Source organism: Cypionkella sp. (assembly GCF_034376685.1).
Lineage (GTDB): Bacteria > Pseudomonadota > Alphaproteobacteria > Rhodobacterales > Rhodobacteraceae > Cypionkella.
Genome location: NZ_JAXMJJ010000082.1, coordinates 21,489 through 45,382, shown reverse-complemented (window position 1 = coordinate 45,382; position 23,894 = coordinate 21,489). Strand labels below are relative to the sequence as shown.

At 61.8% G+C, this 23,894-nt stretch carries 28 protein-coding genes; 9 read left to right on the top strand and 19 right to left on the bottom strand.

What is annotated here, in order from left to right:
• From U1A24_RS15840 to U1A24_RS15825, 4 genes are all read right to left on the bottom strand, one after another.
• Positions 1 to 458, bottom strand: a 458-nt coding sequence (locus tag U1A24_RS15840) for a penicillin-binding transpeptidase domain-containing protein (protein ID WP_322322946.1), incomplete at its 3' end; no start/stop codon positions are given.
• Positions 459 to 860: 402 nt separating this feature from the next.
• Complete coding sequence (locus U1A24_RS15835) at positions 861 to 1,316, bottom strand: universal stress protein (RefSeq protein WP_322322945.1); 456 nt, start codon at positions 1,314 to 1,316, stop codon at positions 861 to 863.
• A gap of 67 nt (positions 1,317 to 1,383) precedes the next feature.
• On the bottom strand, positions 1,384 to 2,247 hold the full coding sequence (locus tag U1A24_RS15830) for a branched-chain amino acid aminotransferase (protein WP_322322944.1): 864 nt from the start codon (positions 2,245 to 2,247) through the stop codon (positions 1,384 to 1,386).
• 273 nt (positions 2,248 to 2,520) lie between these two features.
• Positions 2,521 to 3,099 (bottom strand): DNA-3-methyladenine glycosylase I, encoded by a 579-nt coding sequence (locus U1A24_RS15825; protein WP_322322943.1) that lies wholly within the window; start codon positions 3,097 to 3,099, stop codon positions 2,521 to 2,523.
• Positions 3,100 to 3,219: 120 nt separating this feature from the next.
• On the opposite strand from U1A24_RS15825, the gene U1A24_RS15820 reads away from it, so the two are divergent.
• The 4 genes from U1A24_RS15820 (at position 3,220) to U1A24_RS15805 (ending at position 7,211) form a co-directional block, all read left to right on the top strand.
• Complete coding sequence (locus tag U1A24_RS15820; RefSeq protein ID WP_322322942.1) at positions 3,220 to 4,059, top strand: EAL domain-containing protein; 840 nt, start codon at positions 3,220 to 3,222, stop codon at positions 4,057 to 4,059.
• Between the two features lie 132 nt (positions 4,060 to 4,191).
• Positions 4,192 to 5,367 carry an acetyl-CoA C-acetyltransferase gene (locus tag U1A24_RS15815; RefSeq protein WP_322322941.1) on the top strand — a complete coding sequence of 392 codons (1,176 nt, stop codon included), beginning with the start codon at positions 4,192 to 4,194 and terminating at the stop codon, positions 5,365 to 5,367.
• A 107-nt stretch (positions 5,368 to 5,474) separates the two neighbouring features.
• Entirely contained in the window at positions 5,475 to 6,200 is a 726-nt protein-coding gene (gene phbB, locus U1A24_RS15810; RefSeq protein ID WP_322322940.1) for an acetoacetyl-CoA reductase, read from the top strand.
• Positions 6,201 to 6,320: 120 nt separating this feature from the next.
• Entirely contained in the window at positions 6,321 to 7,211 is an 891-nt protein-coding gene (locus U1A24_RS15805; protein WP_322322939.1) for a DMT family transporter, read from the top strand.
• Here U1A24_RS15805 and U1A24_RS15800 read toward each other — a convergent pair.
• The 3 genes from U1A24_RS15800 to U1A24_RS15790 form a co-directional block, all read right to left on the bottom strand.
• Entirely contained in the window at positions 7,208 to 7,372 is a 165-nt protein-coding gene (locus tag U1A24_RS15800; RefSeq protein ID WP_082351838.1) for a YdcH family protein, read from the bottom strand. The two genes, U1A24_RS15805 and U1A24_RS15800, sit on opposite strands and share 4 nt — an antisense overlap.
• A 99-nt stretch (positions 7,373 to 7,471) precedes the next feature.
• The gene (locus U1A24_RS15795) at positions 7,472 to 8,221 is read right to left on the bottom strand and encodes a tRNA1(Val) (adenine(37)-N6)-methyltransferase (protein ID WP_322322938.1); all 750 of its coding nucleotides are present in this window, start codon (positions 8,219 to 8,221) and stop codon (positions 7,472 to 7,474) included.
• Entirely contained in the window at positions 8,222 to 8,437 is a 216-nt protein-coding gene (locus tag U1A24_RS15790) for a DUF2007 domain-containing protein (RefSeq protein WP_322322937.1), read from the bottom strand.
• 68 nt (positions 8,438 to 8,505) lie between these two features.
• Here U1A24_RS15790 and U1A24_RS15785 point away from each other — a divergent pair, with 68 nt between their 5' ends.
• Positions 8,506 to 9,507, top strand: coding sequence for a polyprenyl synthetase family protein (locus U1A24_RS15785; RefSeq protein WP_322322936.1), 1,002 nt, complete (start codon positions 8,506 to 8,508; stop codon positions 9,505 to 9,507).
• Positions 9,508 to 9,512: 5 nt separating this feature from the next.
• Here the strand turns inward: U1A24_RS15785 and U1A24_RS15780 are convergent, their stop codons facing one another.
• The 3 genes from U1A24_RS15780 to U1A24_RS15770 all read right to left on the bottom strand — a co-directional run bounded on the left by U1A24_RS15780 (position 9,513) and on the right by U1A24_RS15770 (position 13,903).
• Positions 9,513 to 10,367 (bottom strand): 4-(cytidine 5'-diphospho)-2-C-methyl-D-erythritol kinase, encoded by an 855-nt coding sequence (locus U1A24_RS15780; RefSeq protein WP_322322935.1) that lies wholly within the window; start codon positions 10,365 to 10,367, stop codon positions 9,513 to 9,515.
• Positions 10,342 to 12,096 carry a tetratricopeptide repeat protein gene (locus U1A24_RS15775; RefSeq protein ID WP_322322934.1) on the bottom strand — a complete coding sequence of 585 codons (1,755 nt, stop codon included), beginning with the start codon at positions 12,094 to 12,096 and terminating at the stop codon, positions 10,342 to 10,344. The genes U1A24_RS15780 and U1A24_RS15775 overlap by 26 nt, the downstream gene beginning before the upstream one ends.
• A gap of 154 nt (positions 12,097 to 12,250) precedes the next feature.
• Positions 12,251 to 13,903, bottom strand: a complete 1,653-nt coding sequence (locus tag U1A24_RS15770; RefSeq protein ID WP_322322933.1) for an electron transfer flavoprotein-ubiquinone oxidoreductase — start codon at positions 13,901 to 13,903, stop codon at positions 12,251 to 12,253.
• A 270-nt stretch (positions 13,904 to 14,173) separates the two neighbouring features.
• Here U1A24_RS15770 and greA point away from each other — a divergent pair, with 270 nt between their 5' ends.
• Together greA and U1A24_RS15760 are read left to right on the top strand one after the other, a co-directional pair.
• Complete coding sequence (gene greA, locus U1A24_RS15765; RefSeq protein ID WP_322322932.1) at positions 14,174 to 14,644, top strand: transcription elongation factor GreA; 471 nt, start codon at positions 14,174 to 14,176, stop codon at positions 14,642 to 14,644.
• Positions 14,645 to 14,664: 20 nt separating this feature from the next.
• The gene (locus U1A24_RS15760) at positions 14,665 to 15,672 is read left to right on the top strand and encodes a hypothetical protein (protein WP_322322931.1); all 1,008 of its coding nucleotides are present in this window, start codon (positions 14,665 to 14,667) and stop codon (positions 15,670 to 15,672) included.
• Between the two features lie 257 nt (positions 15,673 to 15,929).
• Here U1A24_RS15760 and U1A24_RS15755 read toward each other — a convergent pair whose 3' ends face one another.
• From U1A24_RS15755 to mobA, 4 genes are read right to left on the bottom strand one after another with little or no spacing between them, the layout of a single operon-like run.
• Complete coding sequence (locus tag U1A24_RS15755; RefSeq protein WP_322322930.1) at positions 15,930 to 16,514, bottom strand: GNAT family N-acetyltransferase; 585 nt, start codon at positions 16,512 to 16,514, stop codon at positions 15,930 to 15,932.
• Complete coding sequence (locus tag U1A24_RS15750) at positions 16,511 to 17,368, bottom strand: molybdopterin guanine dinucleotide synthesis (protein ID WP_322322929.1); 858 nt, start codon at positions 17,366 to 17,368, stop codon at positions 16,511 to 16,513. The genes U1A24_RS15755 and U1A24_RS15750 overlap by 4 nt, the downstream gene beginning before the upstream one ends.
• Entirely contained in the window at positions 17,355 to 17,855 is a 501-nt protein-coding gene (gene mobB / locus U1A24_RS15745) for a molybdopterin-guanine dinucleotide biosynthesis protein B (RefSeq protein WP_322322928.1), read from the bottom strand. Before mobB ends, U1A24_RS15750 begins: the two co-directional genes overlap by 14 nt.
• Positions 17,852 to 18,439: a molybdenum cofactor guanylyltransferase MobA gene (gene mobA, locus U1A24_RS15740; RefSeq protein WP_322322927.1), complete on the bottom strand. Its 588-nt coding sequence runs from the start codon at positions 18,437 to 18,439 to the stop codon at positions 17,852 to 17,854. The genes mobB and mobA overlap by 4 nt, the downstream gene beginning before the upstream one ends.
• An 81-nt stretch (positions 18,440 to 18,520) precedes the next feature.
• Here mobA and U1A24_RS15735 point away from each other — a divergent pair, with 81 nt between their 5' ends.
• Together U1A24_RS15735 and U1A24_RS15730 are read left to right on the top strand one after the other, a co-directional pair.
• A complete protein-coding gene (locus U1A24_RS15735) occupies positions 18,521 to 19,228 on the top strand; it encodes an AzlC family ABC transporter permease (RefSeq protein WP_322322926.1) in 708 nt (235 codons plus the stop codon).
• On the top strand, positions 19,225 to 19,548 hold the full coding sequence (locus U1A24_RS15730; RefSeq protein ID WP_322322925.1) for an AzlD domain-containing protein: 324 nt from the start codon (positions 19,225 to 19,227) through the stop codon (positions 19,546 to 19,548). The genes U1A24_RS15735 and U1A24_RS15730 overlap by 4 nt, the downstream gene beginning before the upstream one ends.
• 60 nt (positions 19,549 to 19,608) lie before the next feature.
• Here U1A24_RS15730 and U1A24_RS15725 read toward each other — a convergent pair whose 3' ends face one another.
• From U1A24_RS15725 to U1A24_RS15705, 5 genes are all read right to left on the bottom strand, one after another.
• Complete coding sequence (locus U1A24_RS15725; RefSeq protein ID WP_322322924.1) at positions 19,609 to 20,226, bottom strand: hypothetical protein; 618 nt, start codon at positions 20,224 to 20,226, stop codon at positions 19,609 to 19,611.
• A gap of 122 nt (positions 20,227 to 20,348) precedes the next feature.
• Positions 20,349 to 20,483, bottom strand: a complete 135-nt coding sequence (locus tag U1A24_RS15720; RefSeq protein WP_322322923.1) for an aa3-type cytochrome c oxidase subunit IV — start codon at positions 20,481 to 20,483, stop codon at positions 20,349 to 20,351.
• 99 nt (positions 20,484 to 20,582) lie between these two features.
• Entirely contained in the window at positions 20,583 to 21,080 is a 498-nt protein-coding gene (locus U1A24_RS15715) for a DUF6173 family protein (protein ID WP_322322922.1), read from the bottom strand.
• A 9-nt stretch (positions 21,081 to 21,089) separates the two neighbouring features.
• Positions 21,090 to 22,118 (bottom strand): MBL fold metallo-hydrolase, encoded by a 1,029-nt coding sequence (locus U1A24_RS15710; RefSeq protein ID WP_322322921.1) that lies wholly within the window; start codon positions 22,116 to 22,118, stop codon positions 21,090 to 21,092.
• Positions 22,115 to 23,812, bottom strand: coding sequence for an acyl-CoA dehydrogenase (locus tag U1A24_RS15705; protein ID WP_322322920.1), 1,698 nt, complete (start codon positions 23,810 to 23,812; stop codon positions 22,115 to 22,117). Before U1A24_RS15705 ends, U1A24_RS15710 begins: the two co-directional genes overlap by 4 nt.
• Positions 23,813 to 23,894 lie beyond the last annotated feature (82 nt).

Genomic DNA, 23,894 nt, shown 5'->3' with positions numbered 1-23,894 from the left:
AAAGACGAACTTAGCCAGGCATTGGTCAGGCCATTCTCCTTGCCCTTGTCGCCGGAAACGTCCTCGTTGCCATAGTCAAAAGCATCGACGTAGGCCGCAAAGCGTTCGGGCCCCAACTGTTCGGTGGCACGCTGCGAAAACCACACGACCGAATCCTGCATCCAGCTTTTCGGGGTTGTCGCCTGTTTCCACTTCGGGTTCCAGTCGGCATAACCTTCCTGAAACGGCCATTCTGGTGCATCTGCGGCGGTGAATATCCCAGCATCAAAGCCCATGAGGCTAATCGCCACTTTGAAGGTGGAGGCCGACGAAATCCGCTCATCGCAGCTACCTTCGTGGATCAGCGGGTCGGCAGAGCCGATTTCCACAGCCAGGGTGCAAACCACCCGCTCTTCCGCTGCCGCAGGGAGAGCCAGCGCCATAGCGATTGCTGCCGCTGCGATACTCATTTTGCTCATAGGATTTTCCTTTCTTGCCCCTCCTCTGAATACAGCTCGGCAATATAGAAGGTCCAAGTCATCTTCTGACTAAAGATGGAACGATGTGGAATGGTCCCAGAGGTTTTGACCGAATCCAGCATGGCCAATTTGGAATTGCAGCTTCATCCCGCAACCGGACGTCTAGGTCAAACCGCGCAGTTTGCCAGCCGCAATGACCGTTCCAAAGCCATACCGTCAGCATATTACATCGCCAGCGCTACTTCCTGGTCCTTGGAAAAGCGACCTCGCGGCATAAGAAATCGGCCGAATATAATGTCAAACTCGAGCGCGGATACGACCAACATGGCTAAATGCCATTAACCATACCCAGCACCGTTCAAAATCCACCAATAAAATCAATGGTCCCGAGTTGGGACCGCCCTAAGTAATGCTCTCCAACCGTTCTTTGCTCATATCGCCCGGAACGATCGTGATCGGAATAGGCAGGCTGCCCGAAGACCGCGTCATCGCCGTCACCAATGGCCCCGGCCCGGATTTCTCGGTGCCCGCGCCCAGCACCAGAATCCCCACCGCCGGGTCTTCCTTGACCTGTGCCAGAATCTCCGCCACCGGATCGCCCTCACGGATGATCAGCTCAGGGTTCACCCCCTGCTTGTCACGCATCCATTTCGCGAACACCTCGAAATGCGCCTCGATCCGCTCGCGCGCCTCGGCCCGCATCAGGTCAGCGACCCCCATCCAATGCTGGAACTCCTCCGGCGGGATGATCGACAATACCTGCACCCCCCCGCCCGTATGCGCCGCCCGCAGCGCCGCAAATCGCATCGCGTTCAGACATTCCCGGCTGTCATCCAGCACGACAAGAAACTTCCGCATATTCGTCTCCCCATGACGCTGCGATCATGCAACCGAGGCTGCGGGAAGGCAAGCGTGGGGAAGGGGCCTAGCGCTGGGTGGCAGCCCAGTCCCAATACAAGCGCCGCGCCCGCGCCGTCATCTGGCGATCCTTATATTCGGTGTCATCAAACGCCTTCACCGCCGTCACCTTGGCAAAGTTGCCGGACAGGAAAATCTCATCGGCGGCGTGGGCATCTTCAAAGGTCAGCACGGTTTCCCGCACCTCGACCCCATCCGCCCTCAGGTTGGCAATATGCCGCGCCCGCGTGATCCCGGCCAGAAACGTGCCGTTCGGCACCGGCGTGAACACCACGCCATCCTTCACCAGAAACACGTTGGCCGTCGCACTTTCCGCCAGATTGCCCAACGCATCCGCCACCAAAGCATTGCCAAACCCCTTGGCCTGCGCCTCGACCAGCATCCGCGCGTTATTGGGATAGAGACACCCCGCTTTCGCATTGCACACCGCATCCTCCAGCACCGGGCGGCGGAACCTTGTCCGCGTCACCGTGGTGGCGAAATCCGCATCCGGCATCGCCACCTCTTCCAGGGAAATCGCGAACCCCGTCGCCCCGGCCAACGGCACGATGCCCAACTCGGAGCCATGCAGCGCCCAATACATCGGCCGGATATACACCGCTTGCCCCGGCCCAAAGCCCTGCAAGCCTTCGCGGATGATCGCGATCATATCCTCGGGCGTGCAGGTCGGGGTGATCATCAGCGCCTCGGCTGACCTATTCACTCGCGCGCAGTGCAGATCAAGGTCCGGGCACATGCCATCAAAATGCCGCGCGCCGTCGAACACCGAGGTGCCCTGCCAGATGCCATGATCGGCCGCCTTCATCACCGCCTGATCGCCGTCATGCCAGCGCCCGTCCCAATAGGTGCGGATGGATTTTCCAAAGGCCATGCTGATCTCCTGCTATTGTGCCGCCAGCTTAATCATGCGGCAGGGGCTGCGGAAAGCCCAGCTGCGGTTTCGGGCCGCGTCAAGCGAAAGACTGCCCGCAAAATCAGCCCCTGCGCAAGCAGTTGCAACAACCAATGAAAAAAGCCCTCGGACCGGGGGACTGGTCCGAGGGCTTGGCTGGAAAATGCCAGCCGAGAAGGTGGGACAGACGGGGAAAATAGCCCCAAGGCGGACTATGGCGCAGGCTTGAATCGATTCTGTGACGCGTTGTGATCAGGCTTCAGCCGCCATTTTGCCATGCCAAGGGCAGCTGGTCAGATGGTCATTCACCATGCCCACCGCCTGCATGAAGGCATAACTGATTGTCGGACCAACGAATTTGAACCCCTCTGCCTTCAGCGCTTTTGACAGCGCCACCGACTCTGCCGTTTGCGCGACAGCTTGAGCCAGCTGGCCAAGCTGGCGGTCCATCGGTTGGCCGCCCACATGTTTCCAAAGGAAATTTGAGAAGCCCTCGCGCGCCTCAATCGCCAGATAAGCGCGGGCCCCCGCGAAGGTCGCCTCGATCTTGCCGCGATGGCGGATGATGCCGGGATCGGCCAGCAAGCGCAGCGTGTCCGCCTCGCCCCACGTCGCAAGCACGGCGGGATCAAACCCGGCAAACGCCGTGCGAAACGTCTCACGCCGCCGCAGAATGGTGATCCAGCTGAGGCCGGCCTGAAATCCTTCCAGAATCAGACATTCAAACAGCGCGCGCGGGTCGCGCTCTGGCCTGCCCCATTCGTCATCATGGTAGGCGACATACAAAGGGTCGCTGCCGCACCAGCCGCAGCGTTGGGTCTCAACGGTCATCTCGCCCTCATAATCGCTAAAATTGGCTTAAAACCCCAATGTTTAAGGCGGCTTTTACCGATCTGGCGCCATGCTGTCCATCGGTTGCACCGCTTGCGCCTGCCCATAGGGAATGCCGCCATGATAAAGCCAAGACCAAAACCGCGTCTGGATGCACAGGCCGGGGTGGCCAGCCCGCTTGGGGTGGCAATCTCGGTGGGGGATCGGGAAACCCTGTCGATGGTGCGGCAAGCCATTGACAGCAAAAGGTTGCGTCTGGCCTATCAGCCCGTGGTGCTGGCGCGTGACGCTGGCCGCGTGGCATTTCAGGAAGGGCTGATCCGGGTGCTTGACCCAACCGGGCGGGTTATCCCGGCGAAAGATTTCATGGAGGCGGTCGAAAGCCACGAAATTGGCCGCGAGATCGACTGCGCCGCGCTGGAGATTGGCTTGGCGGCACTGGCGCGGGTGCCGGATCTGCGGCTTTCCATCAACATGTCGGCGCGCTCTATCGGCTATGCGCGCTGGATGCAGGTGTTGCGACAAGGGCTTTCGGTCGCCCCCACGATTGGAGAGCGGCTGATTCTTGAAATCACCGAAAGCTCGGCGATGCAGGTGCCCGAGCTTGTGGTGGCCTTCATGGATGACCTGAAAGGTGCAGGGGTGGCCTTTGCGCTGGATAATTTCGGCTCGGGCAATATGGCGATCCGTTATTTCAAGGATTTCTTCTTCGATATCCTGAAACTGGATGGCCAATTCATCCGCAACATTCATCAGGATGCGGACAATCAGGTGCTGACCGCCGCCCTGCTGTCGATTGGCAAGCATTTTCAAATGTTTACCGTGGCGCAATCGGTGGAAACCCAAGCCGAGGCGCAGATGCTGCAAACGATGGGGGTGGATTGCATGCAGGGATATCTGTTCGGGGCAGCCACCCTGAAACCGGCTTTTGATCGCAATGCCGCGCGCAAGTCAGCCTGAAACCGACCAGATTGACCCTGCGTCAATCTGGCCATGCAGAAAACTTGCTTTTCACAGCCTGCCGACCTAGGGCATGGTTCAGGTCGGCGAAGCGGGGCTTTGCCGGATAGTTTCTGGGAGAGGGCGCTAGTCATGACCAATGTGGTAATCGTATCGGCGGCACGCACCGCTGTGGGCAGCTTCAACGGGGCCTTCGCGGCCACTCCGGCGCACGAGTTGGGTGCCGCGGTGATTGAGGCTGTTGTCGCCCGTGCGGGCATCGACAAGGCGGAAGTCGCCGAAACCATTCTGGGCCAGGTGCTGACCGCTGGCCAAGGCCAAAACCCGGCACGCCAAGCGCATATCCGTGCCGGTCTGGCAAAAGAAGCCAGCGCATGGTCGCTGAACCAGGTCTGCGGCTCGGGTCTGCGCGCGGTGGCTTTGGGCGCGATGCACGTGCAACTGGGCGATGCGAATATCATCGTCGCGGGCGGTCAGGAAAGCATGTCGCTCAGCCCCCATGTCGCGCATCTGCGTGCTGGGCAAAAGATGGGCGATCTGAATTTCATCGACAGCATGATCCGTGACGGGCTGTGGGATGCGTTCAACGGCTATCACATGGGCCAAACCGCCGAGAACGTCGCCAACCAGTGGCAGATCAGCCGCGAAATGCAGGACGAATTTGCGCTGGCTTCGCAGAACAAGGCCGAAGCCGCGCAGAAGGCTGGCAAATTCAAGGATGAAATCATCGCCTTCACCATCAAGACCCGTAAGGGCGATGTGGTGGTCGATCAGGACGAATACATCCGCCACGGTGCGACGTTGGAGTCGATGCAGAAGCTGCGTCCGGCCTTCACCAAGGATGGCTCGGTCACCGCAGCGAATGCCTCGGGTCTGAACGATGGCGCTGCCGCCGTGCTGCTGATGTCGGAAGCCGATGCCAACAAGCGTGGGCTGAAACCTTTGGCGCGGATTGCATCCTATGCCACCGCAGGACTTGATCCGTCGATCATGGGCGTCGGCCCGATTTTCGCCAGCCGCAAAGCGCTGGAGAAAGCCGGCTGGAAAGCTGCCGACCTCGATCTGATCGAAGCGAATGAGGCGTTCGCCGCACAAGCCTGTGCCGTGAACAAAGACATGGGCTGGGATACCAGCAAGGTCAACGTCAACGGCGGCGCGATTGCGATCGGCCACCCAATCGGTGCCTCGGGCGCGCGGATTCTGAACACGCTGATCCACGAGATGGGCCGCTCGGGTGCGAAAAAGGGTCTGGCGACCCTGTGCATCGGTGGTGGCATGGGTGTGGCGATGTGTATTGAGCGCGCCTAAGCCTGCGATATATTGAAATAAAATGCGGCAAACGGGCGCAATATTATTGCGCCCGTTTGTGCGTCTAGGTAGCATGATTTCAAAGCATAGCCTTGGAGGAGGAACAGATGGCGAAGGTAGCATTGGTTACAGGTGGTTCGCGCGGTATTGGTGCGGCGATTGCGGTGGCGCTGAAAGCGGCTGGATATACGGTTGCGGCGAATTATGCGGGCAACGACGAAGCGGCGGCGGCATTCACTAAGGAAACCGGGATTCCCACCTACAAATGGTCGGTCGCCGATTATGATGCTTGCGTCGCGGGCATCGCAAAGGTTGAGGCTGATCTTGGCCCGGTTGACGTGCTGGTCAACAACGCGGGCATCACCCGCGATGCGATGTTCCACAAGATGACCCCCGGCCAGTGGAAGGAAGTCATCGACACCAACCTGACCGGGCTTTTCAACATGACCCATCCGCTCTGGACCGGCATGCGCGACCGCAAATTTGGCCGGGTGATCAGCATTTCCTCGATCAATGGTCAGAAAGGCCAGGCAGGGCAGGTCAACTATTCCGCCGCGAAATCCGGCGATCTGGGCTTTACCAAGGCGCTGGCCGCTGAGGGGGCGCGCGCGGGCATCACGGTGAACGCCATCTGCCCCGGCTATATCGGCACCGATATGGTGAAGGCGATTGATGAAAAAGTGCTGAAAGAGCGGATCATTCCGCAAATCCCGGTGGGCCGCTTGGGGGAACCCGAGGAAATCGCGCGCATCGTGGTGTTCCTTGCATCGGACGATGCAGGTTTCATCACCGGCTCGACGATTTCGGCCAATGGCGGGCAGTTCGTGGTTTAAGGCGCGGTGCGTGCCAGCACGCACCCTACATGTTGCACAAGGCCCGGTCGCAAGATCGGGCCTTTTTGCTTGCCCGAAGCGGGCATATTCGGCAGGTAAGGCGCAAGCAAAGGGGCCGCTATGACCAAAACCAAAGCCACGCTGATCGGCCTGACCGCCATCGCCATGTGGGCGCTGCTGGCGCTGTTCACCATCGGCTCGGCCCCGGTACCGCCCTTGCTGCTGAACGCTTTGTGCTTTGGCATCGGCGGCGCGATTGGCCTGATCTGGACCATCACCGGCGCGGGGCTGAGCGTGTTGAAAACCGTGTCGTGGAAGGTCTATGCCTTTGGAACTTTGGGGCTTTTCGGCTACCATCTGCTTTACTTCACCGCCTTCCGGCTGTCCCCCACCGCCGAAACCGGCCTGATCGCCTACCTTTGGCCGCTGTTCATCGTGCTGCTGTCGGGCCTACTGCCCGGTGAGCGGCTTGGCCTGCTACATATCGTCGGCGCGCTGATCGCTTTTGCCGGGGCGGCGCTGATCGTGCTGGCGCGGGGCGGCGAGGGGCAAGGTTCGGCGCTTGGCCTCACGCTGGCATTCCTCTGCGCGGTGACTTGGGCGGTCTATTCCGTGCTGTCTCGGCGCTTGGGCACAGTGCCGACCGAATCCGTCACGGTGTTCTGCCTTGCCACCGCTGCCTTGTCGGCCCTTGCACATATGGCATTGGAAACAACTGTTTGGCCACAAGGTGCGCTGGGCTGGGCCAGCGTGGCCGCCCTTGGCATCGGCCCGGTGGGGGCTGCGTTTTTCACTTGGGACATCGGCATGAAAAAAGGCGACATCCAACTCTTGGGGGTCGCCTCTTATGCAGCACCTTTGCTGTCTACTCTTGCTTTGGTGGCTGCAGGGATTACCCAACCGTCAAGCGCTATTCTGTTGGCGGCGGTTCTGATTACAGTGGGTGCGGCGCTGGCGGCGAAAGCGAGTTCTACAAAAGCTGATTCTGCGGCCAGCGCCAAAAAGCGTTAAGCGCTCAACCGACCAATTTCCTCTTTCAGTTTCAGCTTTTGCTTCTTCAGATCGGCGATGTGCAGGTCATCCACGGCGGGCGCGCGCTGCGCCTGTTCAACTTTGGATGAGAGGGTTTCGTGCTTCTTTTTCAGTTCAGCGATATGGGAAGCGACGGTCATGCAAGTCCTCCTGATGCTGTTTTCAACCTCGCAAGTGCACCACAGAATCCGAGTCGTGTCATCAAAGTTTCGCACAACTTTTGCGATAGTTTTGTCGAATTAGCGGAATTCATCCGAAAGCGATTCGCCGCTGCGCAAGATTGCGCTGGCGCGTGGCGTATAGCTCTCGCGGTCGCCGTCATGTGATTTGCCGTGATGGATGACAAACGGTGCCAGCAGCCGAAATGCCGCCCGCCCGGTCTTGCGCGCTCGCAGCAGGATCCGCAGCGCCGGTTTGCCCTCACGCGGGGTCAGCGGCAGCACCGAGGCCGAGCCCAACTTGCCGCCCATCGCCGCCAGCACTTCCGGCAGCCCATCCGCGCCGCAAATCAGCGTCAGCCACCCGCCCGGAGCCAAGCGACGGCTGGCGGCCTGCACCCAATCGCCCAGGGGCGTGTCGATCTGCAACGCCACAGCACGCCCCGCGTTCGGGCTGGGGGTGCCGCCTTTCGGATAATAGGGCGGGTTGGCGATGACATGGTCAAAATCCAGCCGCAGCGGCTTTGGCATATCCGCCAGATCGCCAACCTCGACCTGCATCGCGACGCCGTTCTCTTGGGCATTGCGCCGCGCCAAAGCGGCGTAGTCGGGCTGCACCTCTAGCCCTGCCAGCCGCAGATCCGGCACCCGGCGGGCGAGGCAAAGCGCCGCAGCTCCAACCCCGCAGCCCAAATCCAGCACGGATTGACCCGGCAGCGCCGGGCAGGCAGCCGCCAGCAACACTGGATCGGTCGCGGCCCTATACCCCTGACGCGGCTGCCAAAGCTGCAATTTACCGCAGAGAAAGGCATCTTGCGTCAGATCCTGCATCTACAGCCCGTCCGAGATGTCATTATCCGCCAGCACCGCGCGCGCGAGGAACAAATCGCTGTCCGCCACCATGATCCGGCGCGGGAACAATCCGATGCCGCCTTCCAGCGTGCTCATGTGGACGTCCATCACAAAGCTGTCTATACCCTCGCCCTCAAGGAGCACTTGGGCAAAGGCGATCACGGTGGGGTCGGTTGTGCGCAATAAAAGCTTCATGGGATTGGGTTTAACCGGGGGGATGCCTCCGAGTCGATACCCTCGTGTCGATACCTGAAGGGGTTGGAATGAGCGTGACCGAGGCTGCACAAAAACCGCATGACCGGCTGGCCGAGGCTTTGGCCGAGGATATGGCGGCGGTGAACTTGATGATCCGGGCGCGGATGGCGTCGGAACATGCGCCGCGTATCCCGGAAGTCACCGCCCATCTGATCGAGGCGGGCGGCAAACGCCTGCGCCCGATGCTGGTGTTGGCCGCCGCGCGCCTGCTGGGGTATGCTGGGCCCTACCATGTGCATCTGGCCGCCACCGTCGAATTCATCCACACCGCCACCCTGCTGCATGATGATGTTGTCGATGAAAGCGCGCGCCGTCGCGGTCGCCCCACCGCGAACCTGTTGTGGGATAACAAATCTTCCGTGCTGGTCGGTGATTACCTGTTCGCCCGCGCCTTTCAGTTGATGGTCGAACCCGGCAATCTGCGGGTGCTGGATATCCTGGCCAATGCCTCCGCCACCATTGCCGAAGGCGAAGTGCTGCAACTGACCGCGGCACAAGATCTGGCGACCACCGAAGAGATCTATCTGAAAGTCGTGCGCGGCAAGACCGCTGCTTTGTTCTCTGCCGCCACCGAATCCGGCGCGGAAATCGCAGGCGGCACCCCGGCGCAGGTCAAGGCGCTGTTTGACTATGGCGACGCTTTGGGCATCGCCTTTCAGATCGTCGATGATCTCTTGGATTACGGCGGCTCGGCGGCGGTGATCGGCAAGAACACCGGCGATGATTTCCGCGAGCGCAAGCTGACGCTGCCGGTGATCAAGACCGTGGCCCGCGCCACCCCGGAAGAACGTGCCTTCTGGGTGCGGGTGATCGAGAAGGGCCAGCAGAGCGACGGCGATCTGGAACACGCGCTGGCGCTGATGGCAAAGCATGGCGCGATGGAAGCATCACGGGCTGAGGCTTTGGCTTGGGCGGCGAAAGCCCAGACCGCACTCACCGCACTGCCCGACCATCCGTTGCGCGGCATGCTGTCAGACCTTGCCGCCTATGTGGTCGAACGCATCAACTGAGACGCCTAGGCCAAGACCGGAGCGGCGGCCACCCACCATGCCGGAGCGTCTTCCCGCAGCGCCCCTACGGCGGCTTTGGCCAGTTGCTCACTGGCGAACAAGCCAAAGCAGGTCGCCCCCGATCCCGACATCCGCGCGATCAAACAGCCGGGCCGCGCCTCCAGCGCCGCTTTCACCGCTCCGATCACAGGGGCCAGCACCATCGCCGGGGCTTCCAGATCATTGCGCTGATCGCGCAGCCACGCGGCCAGTTCCTGCGCAGAGCCGCAGGCGGGCATTGCTGTCATCGCGGGATTATCCTTGCGCGGCAAAGCCTTGAACACCTCTGGCGTTGAGAGCGCCACACCCGGATTGACCAGCACGACATAGCATTCCGGCAGCGGCGGCAGGGCGGTCAGCACTTCGCCTACCCCCTGCATCCGCACCGGACGCCCTGCAAGGCAGACCGGCACATCTGCCCCCAAAGCCAGCACTGCGGTCGCATCCGGCACAGCCACGCCCCGCAGCGCAGACAAAGCCCGCAATGTCGCCGCCGCATCGGCAGAGCCGCCGCCGATCCCCGAGGCCACGGGCAGATGCTTCTCCAACTCCAAGGTCGCAGCAACGCCCAAGGCGCGCGCCGCCCGCAGCACAAGGTTGTCGTCGCCCGACAGCCCAGCCCCCTGCGGCCCCGTCACCGTCAAACTCAGCCGATCCGCAGGCGCAACCGACACCCAATCGCCCACCCCGGCGAACACCACGATGCTGTCCAGCAGATGATAGCCATCCCCGCGCTGCCCGGTGACGTGCAGCGCCAGATTTATCTTGGCCGGAGCGAACTCCCGCTGTGCAAGGTCAGGGCGTGACAGCGGCGGCCTCAAGCGGTTTCAAAGGCGCAGCGCCTTCAGCGGCCAAAACCGCATCCAGCCCCTTCGCCAGCTTCAAGCGCAACCGCGCCGCCAGCTTGTCATCCGGGCCATAAGACAGCGCACGGTGCCATTGATATTCGGCCTCACGCTTGCGCCCGACCGCCCAATAGACATCGCCCAGATGGTCGGTCACCGTGGCATCCACCGCCATCCGCAACGAGGCTTGCTCCATCGCGGGCAGGGCTTCTTTATAGCGCCCCAAACGATAGTAAGCCCAACCAAGGCTGTCCAGAATCGCACCACTGTCCGGGCGCATGATCACGGCGCGCTTGATCATCCCCAGCGCTTCATCCAGCTTTCTGCCCTGATCAACCAGACTATAGCCAAGGTAGTTCAGCAGCTCCGGCTCATTCGGGCTTAGCGCCATCGCGCGGCGAAAATCGGCTTCGGCGGCGTCATAATTGCGCAGCTGGTCCGAAACCACGCCCCGGCTGTAGAACAGCACCCAATGGCGAGCATTGGGTTTTTCCACCATTTTGACAGCGGCGTCATAGGCTTTATAGGCCTCGTCATAGCGCTTTTCGCGCCGCATCCCATCGGCAAGCGCCACCTGCACCGCCAGAATGTCGCCATGCGCGCGTGCCAAACCTTGCAGGATTTCCAGCGCCGCTTCGGGACGGCCCGCAGCAAAAGACGCGTTGGCGCGGCCAATTTCGGCAATGTGGAAATTCAGATCGCTGGGCTGCACCTGCGCATAGGCCTGCGTCGCCAGATCGTGCTGGCGCTGTTGCTCCAACAACCCGGCGACCAGCAGTTGAGCCTCGGCATTCTCGGGGCGCAGATAGGCTGCGGCGCGCGCGTGCAGCAAGATATAGGTCGCATCCGCCTCGCCGCGCACCGCGTTGGCCATGCTGAAAAACACTTCCGAAATGCCGTCGCTGGCATTGCGCACGATCGTAAACGGCAGCGGCTCTCCCGCCGATAGCCTGCGGCGCAGATCGTCGATTTCCAGATCATTGCCAGAGCTGAAATTGCGATCCAGCATCTCGACGGCTTCGGGGTTACGCTCCAACTGGCTGAGGATTTCCACCGTTGCGATCACACCGCGACGGCTGAGTGGGAAGCTGCCCGCCGTTTTGCCCGACAGGATGTTTTCGGCCCCTTCGTAATCCCCTGCCGAGGCCAAGGCGAGCGCCTTGTGATACAGGCCAAACGCCTCTAGACCCTTGGTTTTTGCCATCTTGTCAAAGGCTTCCGTGGCCTCTGACATCCGCCCCAGCCCCAGTTTGGCCCAAGCCTTCACCAACTCATCCAGCACAGCGCCCGCTGATCCGCCTGCGGCCTGTTCTTTCAGAATGGCTTCATAATCCTCGCGCTTGGCGTTATCCGCGATCAGGGCCACCGTGCCGATCTGGCTTTTTGCGCCGGTTGCCTGCAGATCACGCGCCAGTTTTGCCGCCGTTTCCATATCGCCGATGCCGACATGCGCCAGAACCGCGCCCTCCAGCAGTGCCGGATTGTCAGCATCGCTGGTCAGCGCGCGGCCATACCACTCTACCGCCGCCGCGTAATCGGATTCAGACGCCGCAACGGCTGCGGCCAGATATGCCCCAGCACCAGCCAGCGGCGCCTCTGACGCATCGGCGTTTGCTGTGCTGGTCTCGGCCAGTGCCGTAAAGGGCAACAGCATCAGGGCAGAGGCCAGCAGCATTTGCTTGCGGGAAGGCAGGTGGAAAGGCATCCGGGGCGGCTCCTGTAAGCGTTGCCGCAAAGCTAGAGCCGCGCGGGCCGAGAAGCAATGCGGGCCGGGGCCTTAACACCCCCGACCCGCGCATCTTCGCTGATCTGACAGGGAATGTCAGATCACGTGTTAGAGGGGTTACATATTGGGCCGGTCACATATTCGGATAGTTCGGCCCGCCGCCGCCCATCGGCGTGGTCCAGACGATGTTCTGCGACGGGTCTTTGATGTCGCAGGTTTTGCAGTGCACGCAGTTCTGGAAGTTGATCTGGAAGCGCGGTTCTTTCCCGGCCTCGGCGATCACCTCATACACCCCCGCCGGGCAATAGCGCTGCGCGGGCTCGTTATACAGCGGCAGGTTGACCGAGATCGGGATCGAGGCATCCTTCAGCTTCAGATGCGCGGGCTGATTTTCGTCATGGTTGGTGGCGGAGAACGCCACGTTGGTCAGCCGGTCAAACGACAGCACGCCATCGGGTTTCGGATAGTCAATCGGTGCGTAATCCTTCGCCAGCCCGGTCGATTCCGCATCGTTCTTGCCATGCTTCAAGGTGCCCAGAATGGTCAGCCCAAAGGTATTGGCCCACATATCCGCACCGCCCAACAACAGCGAGGCGACAAGTCCATATTTCGACCATAACGGCTTGACGTTGCGCACCTTTTTCAAGTCAGCCGCAATCGGGCCGCCGCGCACCAGCGTCTCGTATTCGCTCAACTCATCGCCCGCACGCCCTGCCGAGATCGCCACAAACGCCGCCTCCGCCGCGTCAATCCCCGACAGCATCGCGTTGTGGTTGCCTTTGATGCGCGGCACGTTCACCAGACCGGCCGAGCAGCCCAGCAGCGCCACACCGGGGGCCACCATCTTCGGGATCGACTGCCAGCCGCCCTCGGAAATCGCCCGCGCGCCGTAGGCCACGCGTTTGCCACCCTTCAGCAGTTCCGCCACCATCGGATGATGCTTGAAGCGCTGGAATTCCATGTAGGGATAAAGATGCGGGTTCTTGTAGTTCAGATGTACCACAAAGCCGACGTAAACCTGATTGTTCTCAAGGTGATAGATAAAGCTGCCGCCCCCGGCATTCGACCCCAAAGGCCAGCCCATCGTATGCGTCACCGTGCCCAGCTTGTGCTTGGCCGGATCAATCTGCCAGATTTCCTTCATGCCAAGGCCGAACTTCTGCGGCTCGTGACCCTTCGACAGATCATATTTGGCAATGACTTCCTTCGCCAAAGACCCGCGCACGCCTTCTGACAGGAAGACATATTTCCCCGCCAAAATCATCCCCGGTTCATATGACGGACCGGGTGTGCCATCGGCATTCTTGCCAAACTCGCCCGCCACCACACCGCGCACTTCGCCGTTGTCGCCGTAAACCAGTTCGGAACAGGACATGCCGGGGAAAATCTCAACCCCAAGGCCTTCCGCCTGCTCGGCCATCCAGCGGCAGACATTCGCCATCGAGACGATGTAATTGCCGTGGTTGTTCATCAACGGCGGCATCGGGAAGTTCGGAATGCGGATCTGGCCGGCTGGCCCGAGGATGTAGAAGTTGTCCTCGACCACCGGCGTGTTCAAAGGCGCGCCCTTGGCCTTCCAATCCGGGATCAGCTTGTTCAGACCCACCGGATCCAGCACCGCACCCGACAGGATATGCGCGCCGACTTCCGAGCCCTTTTCCAGCACCACGACTGTGAGATTGCTGTCCAACTGCTTCAGCCGGATCGCCGCCGACAGACCCGCAGGCCCCGCACCGACGATGACCACATCATAATCCATCTGCTCGCGCGCGATCTCTTGCGACATCTCTCTCTCCGACCTGGCAAAATGCTGTTGCGTCATTGCCCGAAGCCAAGCCCATGGTCAACCGTGACGCAACATCCCAAGTCTGCATCGCAGCATCAGCGCAACTTTCTTTCCCTCTTGCGACAGTTTCTTTCGCTGGCGCGACGGGGCTTTGCCTATTCCCGGCATTCCCTCTTGCAATCAGGGCGGCGGTCGGTTCAGGTATGGAGAAAGTGGCGCAAGGTCATGGCTCATACGGGCTGTGACCTTGTTATTTATGTGAAGAGACCAATGGAAAAAATCCCGATGACCCGGCGCGGATTTACCGCTCTGGATGAAGAATTGAAGCAGTTGAAATCGGTGGAACGTCCCGCCGTGATCCGCGCCATTTCCGAGGCGCGTGAGCATGGCGATCTGTCCGAAAACGCAGAATATCACGCCGCCCGTGAGAAGCAGAGCTTCATCGAAGGCCGGGTGAAAGAGCTTGAAGCGATCATTTCGCTGGCTGAGGTGATCGAAGTCACCAAGCTGTCTGGCGCGATCAAATTCGGTGCCACGGTGACCTTGATCGACGAGGAAACCAACGAAGAGAAAACCTATCAGATCGTCGGCGAATCCGAAGCGGATATCGAACGCAATCTGCTGAACATCCGCTCGCCGTTGGCGCGCGCGCTGATTGGCAAAGACGAAGGCGACTCGGTTGAAGTGAAGACGCCGGGGGGGCAGCGCGCTTACGAAATCCTCTCGATCCGTTACATCTGACCCCGCTCAGGGAACAAGACATGGCCGAACCTGAAGACACTCCCCGCCACCTGGGGACGGACACGCGCAGCATCGCCGATCCGTCGGTGACGCCGACCGAATGGGTGGCTGCCGGCCTGAGCCTGCTTTGGGTGCTGGCGGTCGGGGGCTATTTCCTGACCGGCCCGGTGGGGTCTGGCGTGCTGGGCTATGTGCTGACGCTGCTGGCGGTGTTCTTGCCGCTGGCGCTGATCTGGGCTTCGGTGACCACGTTGCGCTCGATCCGCAGCCTGCGCGCCGAATCGGCGCGGCTGCAAGCCACCGTCGATGCGATGCGCGCCGCCTTTGTCTCGGGCCAGCAGGGCGGCATGCGCCCCTCGGTCGAACGCAAGCTGGATGAGATCGCGGCCACCGCCAAACATACCGAAACTGCGCTGGCAAGCTTTAACTCGCGCCGTGATGCTGGGCTGACGGTGCCTTCGGCGGATCGCAAAGCCGCCTTGGTGCCGCCCCAGCCACAGCCCGAGGCAGAACAGCCCGGTCTGGCCTTGGGCACGCCATCCGAGGCCTTGCGCGCGCCGCTATCGGTGCAGGATTTTACCCGCGCGGTGCAATTCCCCGAAAGCCCGGACGACAAGGAAGGTTTCCGCGCTTTGCGGTTGGCGCTGGAAGATCGCAACGTCGCCAAGCTGATCCGGGCTGCACAAGATGTGCTGACCCTGCTCAGCCAGGAAGGCATCTTCATGGATGACCTGAAGCCCGACCGCGTGCGCCCCGAGTTGTGGCGCAAGTTCGCCGGCGGCGAGCGCGGCCGTGGCATCGCGGCCTTGGGGGGCGTGCGGGATCGCTCGTCGCTGGCGCTGACAGCTGGCCGGATGCGCGAAGACCCGGTGTTCCGCGATGCCGCCCATCACTTCCTGCGCACCTTTGACCGGGTGTTTTCCGAATTCGAGAAAGTCGCCAGCGATCAGGATTTGACCGATCTGGCCGACACCCGCACCGCACGCGCCTTCATGCTGTTCGGCCGGGTGACGGGCACCTTCGACTGACCCCCATCGGGGTGCCGCCTCGGGGGGCATCGAGCCCCCACTCGGCGGCGCTGCCGGGGATTGGACGGGAGGCGGCGCGCAGGGCTGCAGCTTCGGGAGCGCTCCGCGCGGGAGTATTTCAAAAAGAGCAAATGCTTGCGGGGTGCTGCGTGAAAACGGTGCTGTGCGGCGGAAAGATTAGCAAAACGTAAACATCCGTCTGTAAGCCATTGTTTTTATATACGCGCTTGGCGTGTCCACGCGTGGACAGTCTGGGACTAGACCGTCTTCACCATGGTGATCGCTGCGCGAAACCCGAAGGCAAAGCGCAGCAAGCCGAGGTTTTGCGTCTTCTCGACCCGATAGCCCAGCCGCTGATACAGCGCCTTGGCCCGCCAGTTGCTGTCGATCACGTCCAGCCGCACCGTGCCATATCCGTGGGCGCGGGCCTGATCTTCGATGGCGGCCATCAGGGTGCTGCCGATACCCAGACCGCGCGCGGACCCTGCGACACAGATGCCGTCGAGCAGGAAATGATCAGCTTCGGCCCCATCACTGAGCATCCAGAGCAGCGGCACCCGCCAAGCTGCGCCGAACATGCCATAGATGGCGCGGATGTCGGAAAGCTCGCCACCGGCAAAACTGCCCGCCGGTGTCTTGAACCCGGCCATGCCCAAGAGATGGCCGCTGTCATCCAAGGCCACGATGGCGTGATGGGCGCGCAAGACACGGGTGAGGAAGCGGTGGGCTTTGGTGGTCGGGCCCATCACCCGGCCCAGCTTGCCGCCGAAGGCTTGCCAATACAGCGCCACAGCCTCGGCGCGCAGATGTTCGGGCAGGCCGATCTGGTAGGTGATGGTCATGGCAATGCCCCGAGTAAGGCCGTGGTGTGGCCGGCCCCCAGGATCCAGCCTTCTTCGAGGTTGGCGGGGCAGTCGAGCAGGTCGGCGAGCTGGCCGGTGTGGGACAGGCTGAACAGGGCTTGCGCCAGCAGGCGGACCTGAGCCTCGTCTTTGATCGGGGCGGGGTCCCTGCGAACAGCGGCCGAGACAAGGGAAGGGTAGACCTCGGCCAGCGTGATTTGGGCGGGGGGATCGAAGGGCCAAACCGCAACCTGTGGGCGCTGGGAAAGCCGGTGGATCATCGGTTGACCGATCAGGCCCTGGCTGCCTGCGGCCCCCGTTGTGTAGAGTTTCCAGACTGGTTGCGCGCGCGGAACCACAGTTTCAACGCCGCGTCGTTCGGAGAGGTTCAAGGCGCTGTAATCCACGGCTTTTGTGGTGGGGAGGTCGGAAAGGTTCAAGCTCGTTGGACGGCCCCAGAACGGGCCATGCGAGGTGGCAGTCGCGAAGTGACGATTGATATGGGCGGCAATCTGAAAGCGGTTGTTGTGGTTGTCGGGGGCGTCCTGGATATGGGCGGCCAACCATGCCCAGACAGCGGGTGCAGTGGGGGTTCCGGTCAGGTGGCTGGCGAAACCTTTGGGATAGCCCATCGGGAAGTCACAACCGATCAGCAGGGATTCGCCGCGCGCCAAGGCGGTGTCGATGGCTTGCGCTAGTGTGGCTTCGGCGCTGGAGCGGCTGCGGTGATAGGTGCTGCTGGCTCCGCTTGCATCTATGCTGCCCAGCCAGATCGCATCGGCGGAGGGACGGGCGGGGGAGAGCGTTGCGGCGGCGGACCAGTCGGCCACGATCACCCGGTCAAAGCGCTGCAAGGCCGACCTCTGCCAGAATGAAATCGGCGATTTGCAGGGTATTGTTCAGGTCAAGCATGGGCACGGGCAGGGGGGGCAGCGCCATATCGGTCGCGACAGCCCGCACCAGCGGATCGTTGGGTTGGATCAGATCGTGGCCAGCCTCTTGCCGGAACACCTCGATCTTGGCATGGGCGTCGCGCTTGTAGCCTTCGACCAGGATCAGATCGACCGGGGCCATGCGCGACAGCACCTCGGCCAGATCAGGTTCGGGGCCGCGATGTTCGCGCATCAGAGCGAAACGGTGGGCGGAGGCCAGCACCACCTCGGACGCGCCCGCCGCGCGGTGGCGGTGGCTGTCTTTGCCGGGCTGATCGAGATCGACATCATGGTGGACGTGCTTGACGGTGGATACGGTGAAACCGCGCCGGGTGATTTCGGCCACCAAACGCTCCATCAGGCTGGTTTTGCCGGAGTTTTTCCAGCCGATCACGCCGTAGACCCTCATGATGCTGCCCTGATCAGCGCCTCGGCTGCGGCGAGGTCTTCGGGGGTGTTGAGGTTCTGGAAGGCGGTTTCATCGGGGAAATGCGCGCGGGTGGCGTGGTTGGCTGCGGTGAAGGCCAGCACGCGGGGCTTTGCACCAGAGGCGAGGAAGGCGGCCAGCGGATCGGCAAGAGAAACCGGCCAGATTCCACATGTCGGGTGATCCTTGGCCGCGTAAGCAATCGCAAGGCCTTCGGGTGCCGTCTCGGCGGCGAGGCAGAGTTGTGGCACCAGATCACCGGGGGCGAAGGGGGTGTCGACGGCCAGTGTCACCACAGCCGTAGCACCCAAGGGAGCCGCCCACCGTAGCGCAGCCAACACACCGGACAGCGGCCCAAGCGGCACATCATCGGGCAGAACGGGCAGGCCATAAGCCGCCAGTCGGGCCGGATCACCATTCGCGGAAATTGCCAGCCGCTCCACCTGCGGCTCCAACCGCGCGATGGCGTGACCAAGCAGGGTTTGCCCGGCCAAGCGCATCAACGCCTTGTCGGCCCCCATGCGGCGACCGGTGCCGCCTGCCAGAACGCATCCAAAAATCCGCACCTTGGCCCCTTCAAATTGCTTTCGCAAAGGCCTAAGCCGTTCTGCATCCGGCGTAAAGCCGCCCCTAGCTGCCGAGGTTATATGTCTGCCTCTCGTGAAGCCTATCTGCGCGGCGTGCGCGCAGCTCTGCCCTTTGCCGTGGTGATCGTGCCGTTTGCAATGCTGTTTGGGCTGTTGGCGTCTGAAGCTGGGTTGCAACTGTATGAAATCGTCACATTTTCGGTGACAGTATTCGCTGGGGCCTCGCAATTTGCAGCCCTGCATCTGTTGCAGGATCAAGCGCCTTTGCTGGTGATTTTGGCCACATCCTTGGCGGTCAATCTGCGGATGCTCATGTATTCGGTGACACTTGCGCCGCATGTCGGGGCGGCACCGTTGGGGGTGCGGGCGGCGATGGCCTATCTGTTGGTCGATCAAAGCTTTGCCTTGTCGATCGCCGAGTATGACAAGCGACCGACTATGACCTTGGCGGAGAAGACCGCGTATTTCTTTGGTGCTGTGACGCCTGTATTGCCGCTGTGGATGGGGTCTACCGTGGCCGGAGCCTTGGCGGGTCGCGCCATCCCGCCGGAATACGCCTTGGATTTTGCCGTGCCGATTGCGTTTCTGGCGATGACGGCGCCGATGATCCGCACTTGGTCGCATGCGCTGGCAGCGGGGCTTTCGGTGGTGCTGACGCTGCTGTTGGTGTTTCTGCCCTATGGCACCGGGCTGCTGGTGGGATCCACCATCGGCATGGCGGCGGGTGCTGCGTTTGAATACTGGCGCGAGCGGAGGGTCGCGGCATGATTGATCGCACGCAATTCTGGATTGTCGTGGTGGTGCTGGGGCTTGCGACCTATGCCATCCGGTTTTCTTTCCTTGGGCTTTTGGGGAATCGCGCCTTGCCGGGCTGGTTGCAGCGCAGCTTGCGTTATACGGCGGTGGCGGTGTTGCCTGCGCTGGTGGCCCCGGCTGTGCTTTGGCCGCCTGCAACCGGGGGCGAGCCGGATATGGCGCGCTTGCTTGCCGCGACCGTCACCGTGCTGGTGGGCCTCGCGACGCGGCAGATGATCATCGCGGCCTTGGCCGGGGTTGCCACGCTGCTGGGGATGCAGTTCTTGCTGTAGACGCAAAGACAAAAGCCGCGCGGAGGTCCGCGCGGCTTTTGGTTTTCGGGAATTTCGGGCTTATTGCGTGACGGGCTGTTCGGCCTGCACCATCAGAACGCCGTGGTTATCATCTGCGTCGTTATCGGTGATCAGCTTGCTGGTCACACCCGGCAGCTGGGCGAATTCTTTCATCAGCTTGTTGGGATACCAAGTGCCGCTGATCGACTCGAAGCCCGGAACCCCGTTCAGGATCGATGAGACCGAATGGGCGCATTGCGCGCTTGGCACCGAGCCATAGGCCTGAGCGCGCTGCTTGATCAGTTCAGCCACTTCCGGCGTCACAACCACGGTTTGTTGGACCACATTGAAGGTCTCCCGCGCGTGGTAGTCGATGTAGAAGCTGATCATCCGGGGGCTGACGCCGTAATGCAAATCGCCACGCTCGGGCAGAGAGGGGTGATACCAGGTGCCTGCCGGGTCAAACATTACCTGCTCTGAGGCGTTGATCAGCAGGCCGGAATGCGCGCCCGAGCCGTTGCGGGTGCTTTGCACCGTGAACAGCGTGATCGAACGCGGCGGTTCGGCCACAAAATGCGCGCCGGGGGCTGCCATCTGGGCATCCGTCGCCCATTTGTTGTCACCCGCACAGGCAGACAGCGCGAAAAGCGCCAGAACGGCAAAGGCTTTGAAGGTCATTTTACGGTTCCGGCGCTAGAGCGGTTGGGGTTTTCACGAACGATCACGCATCGGAGAATGCGTTCGAGCGAAGCGAGAGGCAGCGATTTCCGATTCATTCTAAACCCGAACCGCGAAAGGATTCAGGCGTTGGCGAGTGCCATGAAGACCAGAACGAGGATCGAGATGACCCCACCCCAGATCGAGAAGCGGATAAAGCCGTCAAAGGTTTTTTCCTGAACGCGGATATCCATGCTGCCCGGTTTATGTTCGGCCATTTGCGAGTCCTTTCACAGTTGTTGCCCTGCCAATAGCTGATTCAGCCGTGACTGTCACGAGGGGAGTGATTGATTCCACGTCCCTGAAAGTGAGTCGCCTCAAGCCGAGGCGTCGCCAGACTCGCCGCCCATCCAACCCGTCGCAAGGCGAAAGCCGATGCGGGTGGGTGGGGCTTCGGGTGCCGACTTTGGCACCGCGCGCAGCATGACGGAAAGCTGGCTGACATGCTGGATCAGTTGTGTTTTCATGCCCTCTTCATCGCGGCCGTAAAAGGTCAGCAGATCGGGCTCAAAGAACCCCAAGCCCTCGATCTTCAGCACACCTGCGTCGTTTCCGGCAAAACCCATTGCAATCTCTTGCTGGGCGTCAAGCTGGCTTTCAAAGTTGCGGATATACAGGATGATCCGCTCATAGGCCCATTCGGCGGGGCTTTTCTCGGACAAGGGCCGGCGTTGCAGGGCGGCAGGCAGGGGTTGTTGCTCGGGTGTCAGCGGGGCGGCTGGATCGGCATGCACCGCATGGGCGCGCGGCAGGCCAGCGGCTTTGCTGACGGCTTCGGCGATGGCCGCTTCGGTCTTTGAGTCAAGTTTGGGCATGTGTGCTCCTTACAGAGCCTGCCAAACCCAAGCCCCTTCACCGTTCAGAGAACGCGAAACGCAGCCCCGCTTCAAGAGGTAGTTCAGATGCGCCACCGTCTCGACCAACGCCAAACCGTATTGGTTTCCAGTGATTTCGCGTTTGAACAGCGGCACGAAGCATTGCGCGGCGGTTTGGGGCGTGGCCAAGTGGCCCAGCAAACGGGTGAGGGCACTTTCGTGGTTTTCTGCCATCTGGATCAGCCGGAACGGCAGGCCCATAAACGGCAGTTTATGCCCCGGCAACACAAGGTGATCCAGCCGCGCATGGGGCGCAAAGCCGCGCGTGCTGTCCAGCCATTCGCCCAACGGGTCGGCATCCGGCTCGGTCGGGTAGACGCCGATATTGGCCGAGATACCGGGCAGAAGCTGGTCGCCGCCCAAAATCAGAGGGTCATCCATGCTCCAGAGCGTCGCGTGATCCGGCGCATGGCCCTGACCCAAGCGCACCAGCCAGCGCCGCCCGCCTGCGGTCAGAACTTCGCCCTCGGCAATGCGGGTGAAACCTTGCGGCATCGCTTCGACCACATCGGCGAAGTTGAACGGGCGTTCCTCGGCCTTTTGCGCGCGCAAGGCGGCGTCGACCCCGGCGCGTTGGTAATACAGCATAGCCTCTGGTGTGGCCTTAGGTTGTTCGTCCAGCACCAACATCCGCGCATAAAGCCAGGCGGTGCGGGTGGTGATCAGCTCTACCCCCTGCGCCTGAAACCAGCCCGCAAGGCCGATGTGGTCGGGATGATGATGCGTCACAATCAGCCGCCGCACCGGCTTGGCAGAGAGTGGCCCCGCGAGCAGCGCCGCCCAGATCGCCTTGGTCTTGCGGCTGGACATGCCGGTATCCACCAGCGTCCATCCGTCGCCATCATCCAGCGCATAGATATTGACGTGATCCAGCGCCATCGGCAGCGGCAGGCGCATCCACAGGATATGTGGCGCAATTTCAACGGCCTCCCCCTCAGCAGGCGGAGTGTCCCACGGGTGATGGATGGCGTTTGTCACGCGCTCAAAGCCTCGGGCGTCAGCGCATAAAGACCCGTCGCGCCTTCCCGCATCTGCGCCAGCAGCGGCGCATATTCCGGCAGCAGGCGCTTGATGGCAAATTGCGCCAAAGCCAGTCGCGCCGGATCGGACAGTGCCGCTTTCAGGTGGAAATGGCTGCCCAACACACGGGCAAACCCGCGCAGATAGGGCACGGCCCCGGCAAAGCGATCATTCGGGGCCATAGCATTCAGCGCTTCCGTCGCTTCGCGCAAGGCCTCTGTCGCTGTCCAAACCGCCCCTGCCAGATCGGGATGGGTCGGTCGGGCGAGTTCTGCCGCCGCCTGCACCTCATCAAACAGACGGTATGCGGCCTCACCATTATCCATCATCTTGCGCGCCACCAGATCCATCGCCTGAATGCCGTTGGTGCCTTCATAGATCGCCGTCACCCGCACATCGCGGGAAAACTGCGCCGCCCCGGTTTCCTCGATAAAGCCCATGCCGCCATGCACCTGCACGCCCAGATGCGCCACCTCGCAGCCGATGTCGGTGCCATAGGCCTTGGCGATCGGGGTGAGCAGCGCCGCGCGGGCCTGCCATTCGACCGATCCTGTCGCCCGCGCCATATCAATCGCCACCGCACAGGCCAGACCAATGGCACGCGCCGAGAATGTCTCCGCCTTCATCTGCGCCAGCATCCGGCGCACATCAGCATGGTCAATGATCGCGCCCGCACCCAGCGGCGTCTTGCCCTGCTTGCGCTCTGTCGCATAGGCCAAGGCCTGCTGGAAGGCCGCTTCGGCCACTGCGACGCCCTGCATCCCCACGCCCAACCGCGCGTTGTTCATCATGGTGAACATCGCGGCCATGCCCTTGTGGGGCGCGCCAACCAACCAGCCTTGCGCCGCATCATACTGCATCACAGCGGTGGGCGAGCCATGCAGGCCCAGCTTATGCTCCAGGCTGACCACCTTCAGAGTGTTGCGCTGGCCGGGATTGCCATCTGCATCCGGGATCAGCTTGGGCACCATGAACAGGCTGATGCCCTTGGTGCCTTCCGGCCCGCCCGGCAGACGCGCCAGCACCAGATGGCAGACATTGCCCGAGAAATCGTTATCACCCCAACTGATGTAAATCTTCTGCCCGGTGATCGCGTAAGTGCCGTCGCCGCGATCCTCGGCGCGGGTCCGCACAGCCCCCACGTCAGAGCCCGCCTGCGGCTCGGTCAGGTTCATCGTGCCGCACCATTCACCCGATACCAGCTTGGGAATATACAGGTTTTTCAACGCATCCGAGGCGTGATGTTCCAACGCTTCAATCTGGCCTTGGGTCATCAGCGGGTTCAACTGCAACGCGAGACAGGCTGAGCCCATCATGTCGTTGACGCAAGTGGCCACCGCAATCGGCAGCCCCATGCCCCCAAACTCCGGGCTGGCACCCATACCGATCCAACCGCCTTCCGCAATCGCGCGGTAACCTTCGGCAAAGCCCGGAGAGGTGCGCACCACGCCATTCTCCAACCGCGCCGGGGTTTTATCGCCGGCCCGGTTTAACGGCGCGAGGGTAGTTTCGCACAGCTTGCCCGCTTCGGCCAAGATTGCGGCAACAGTGTCGGCGCTGGCGTCGGCAAAACGCTCCGTCGCGGAAACCTCTGCGAACCCGACCACGTCCAGCAGAAAGGTGAAATCAGCAAGCGGGGCGCGGTAGGGCATGGCAAACTCCGGGTAGGCGACTTGGCAAGGCGGTGGATCAGGCGTAAGGGGCTATGGGCCTAAGGTTAGCCCTGCCGACCCG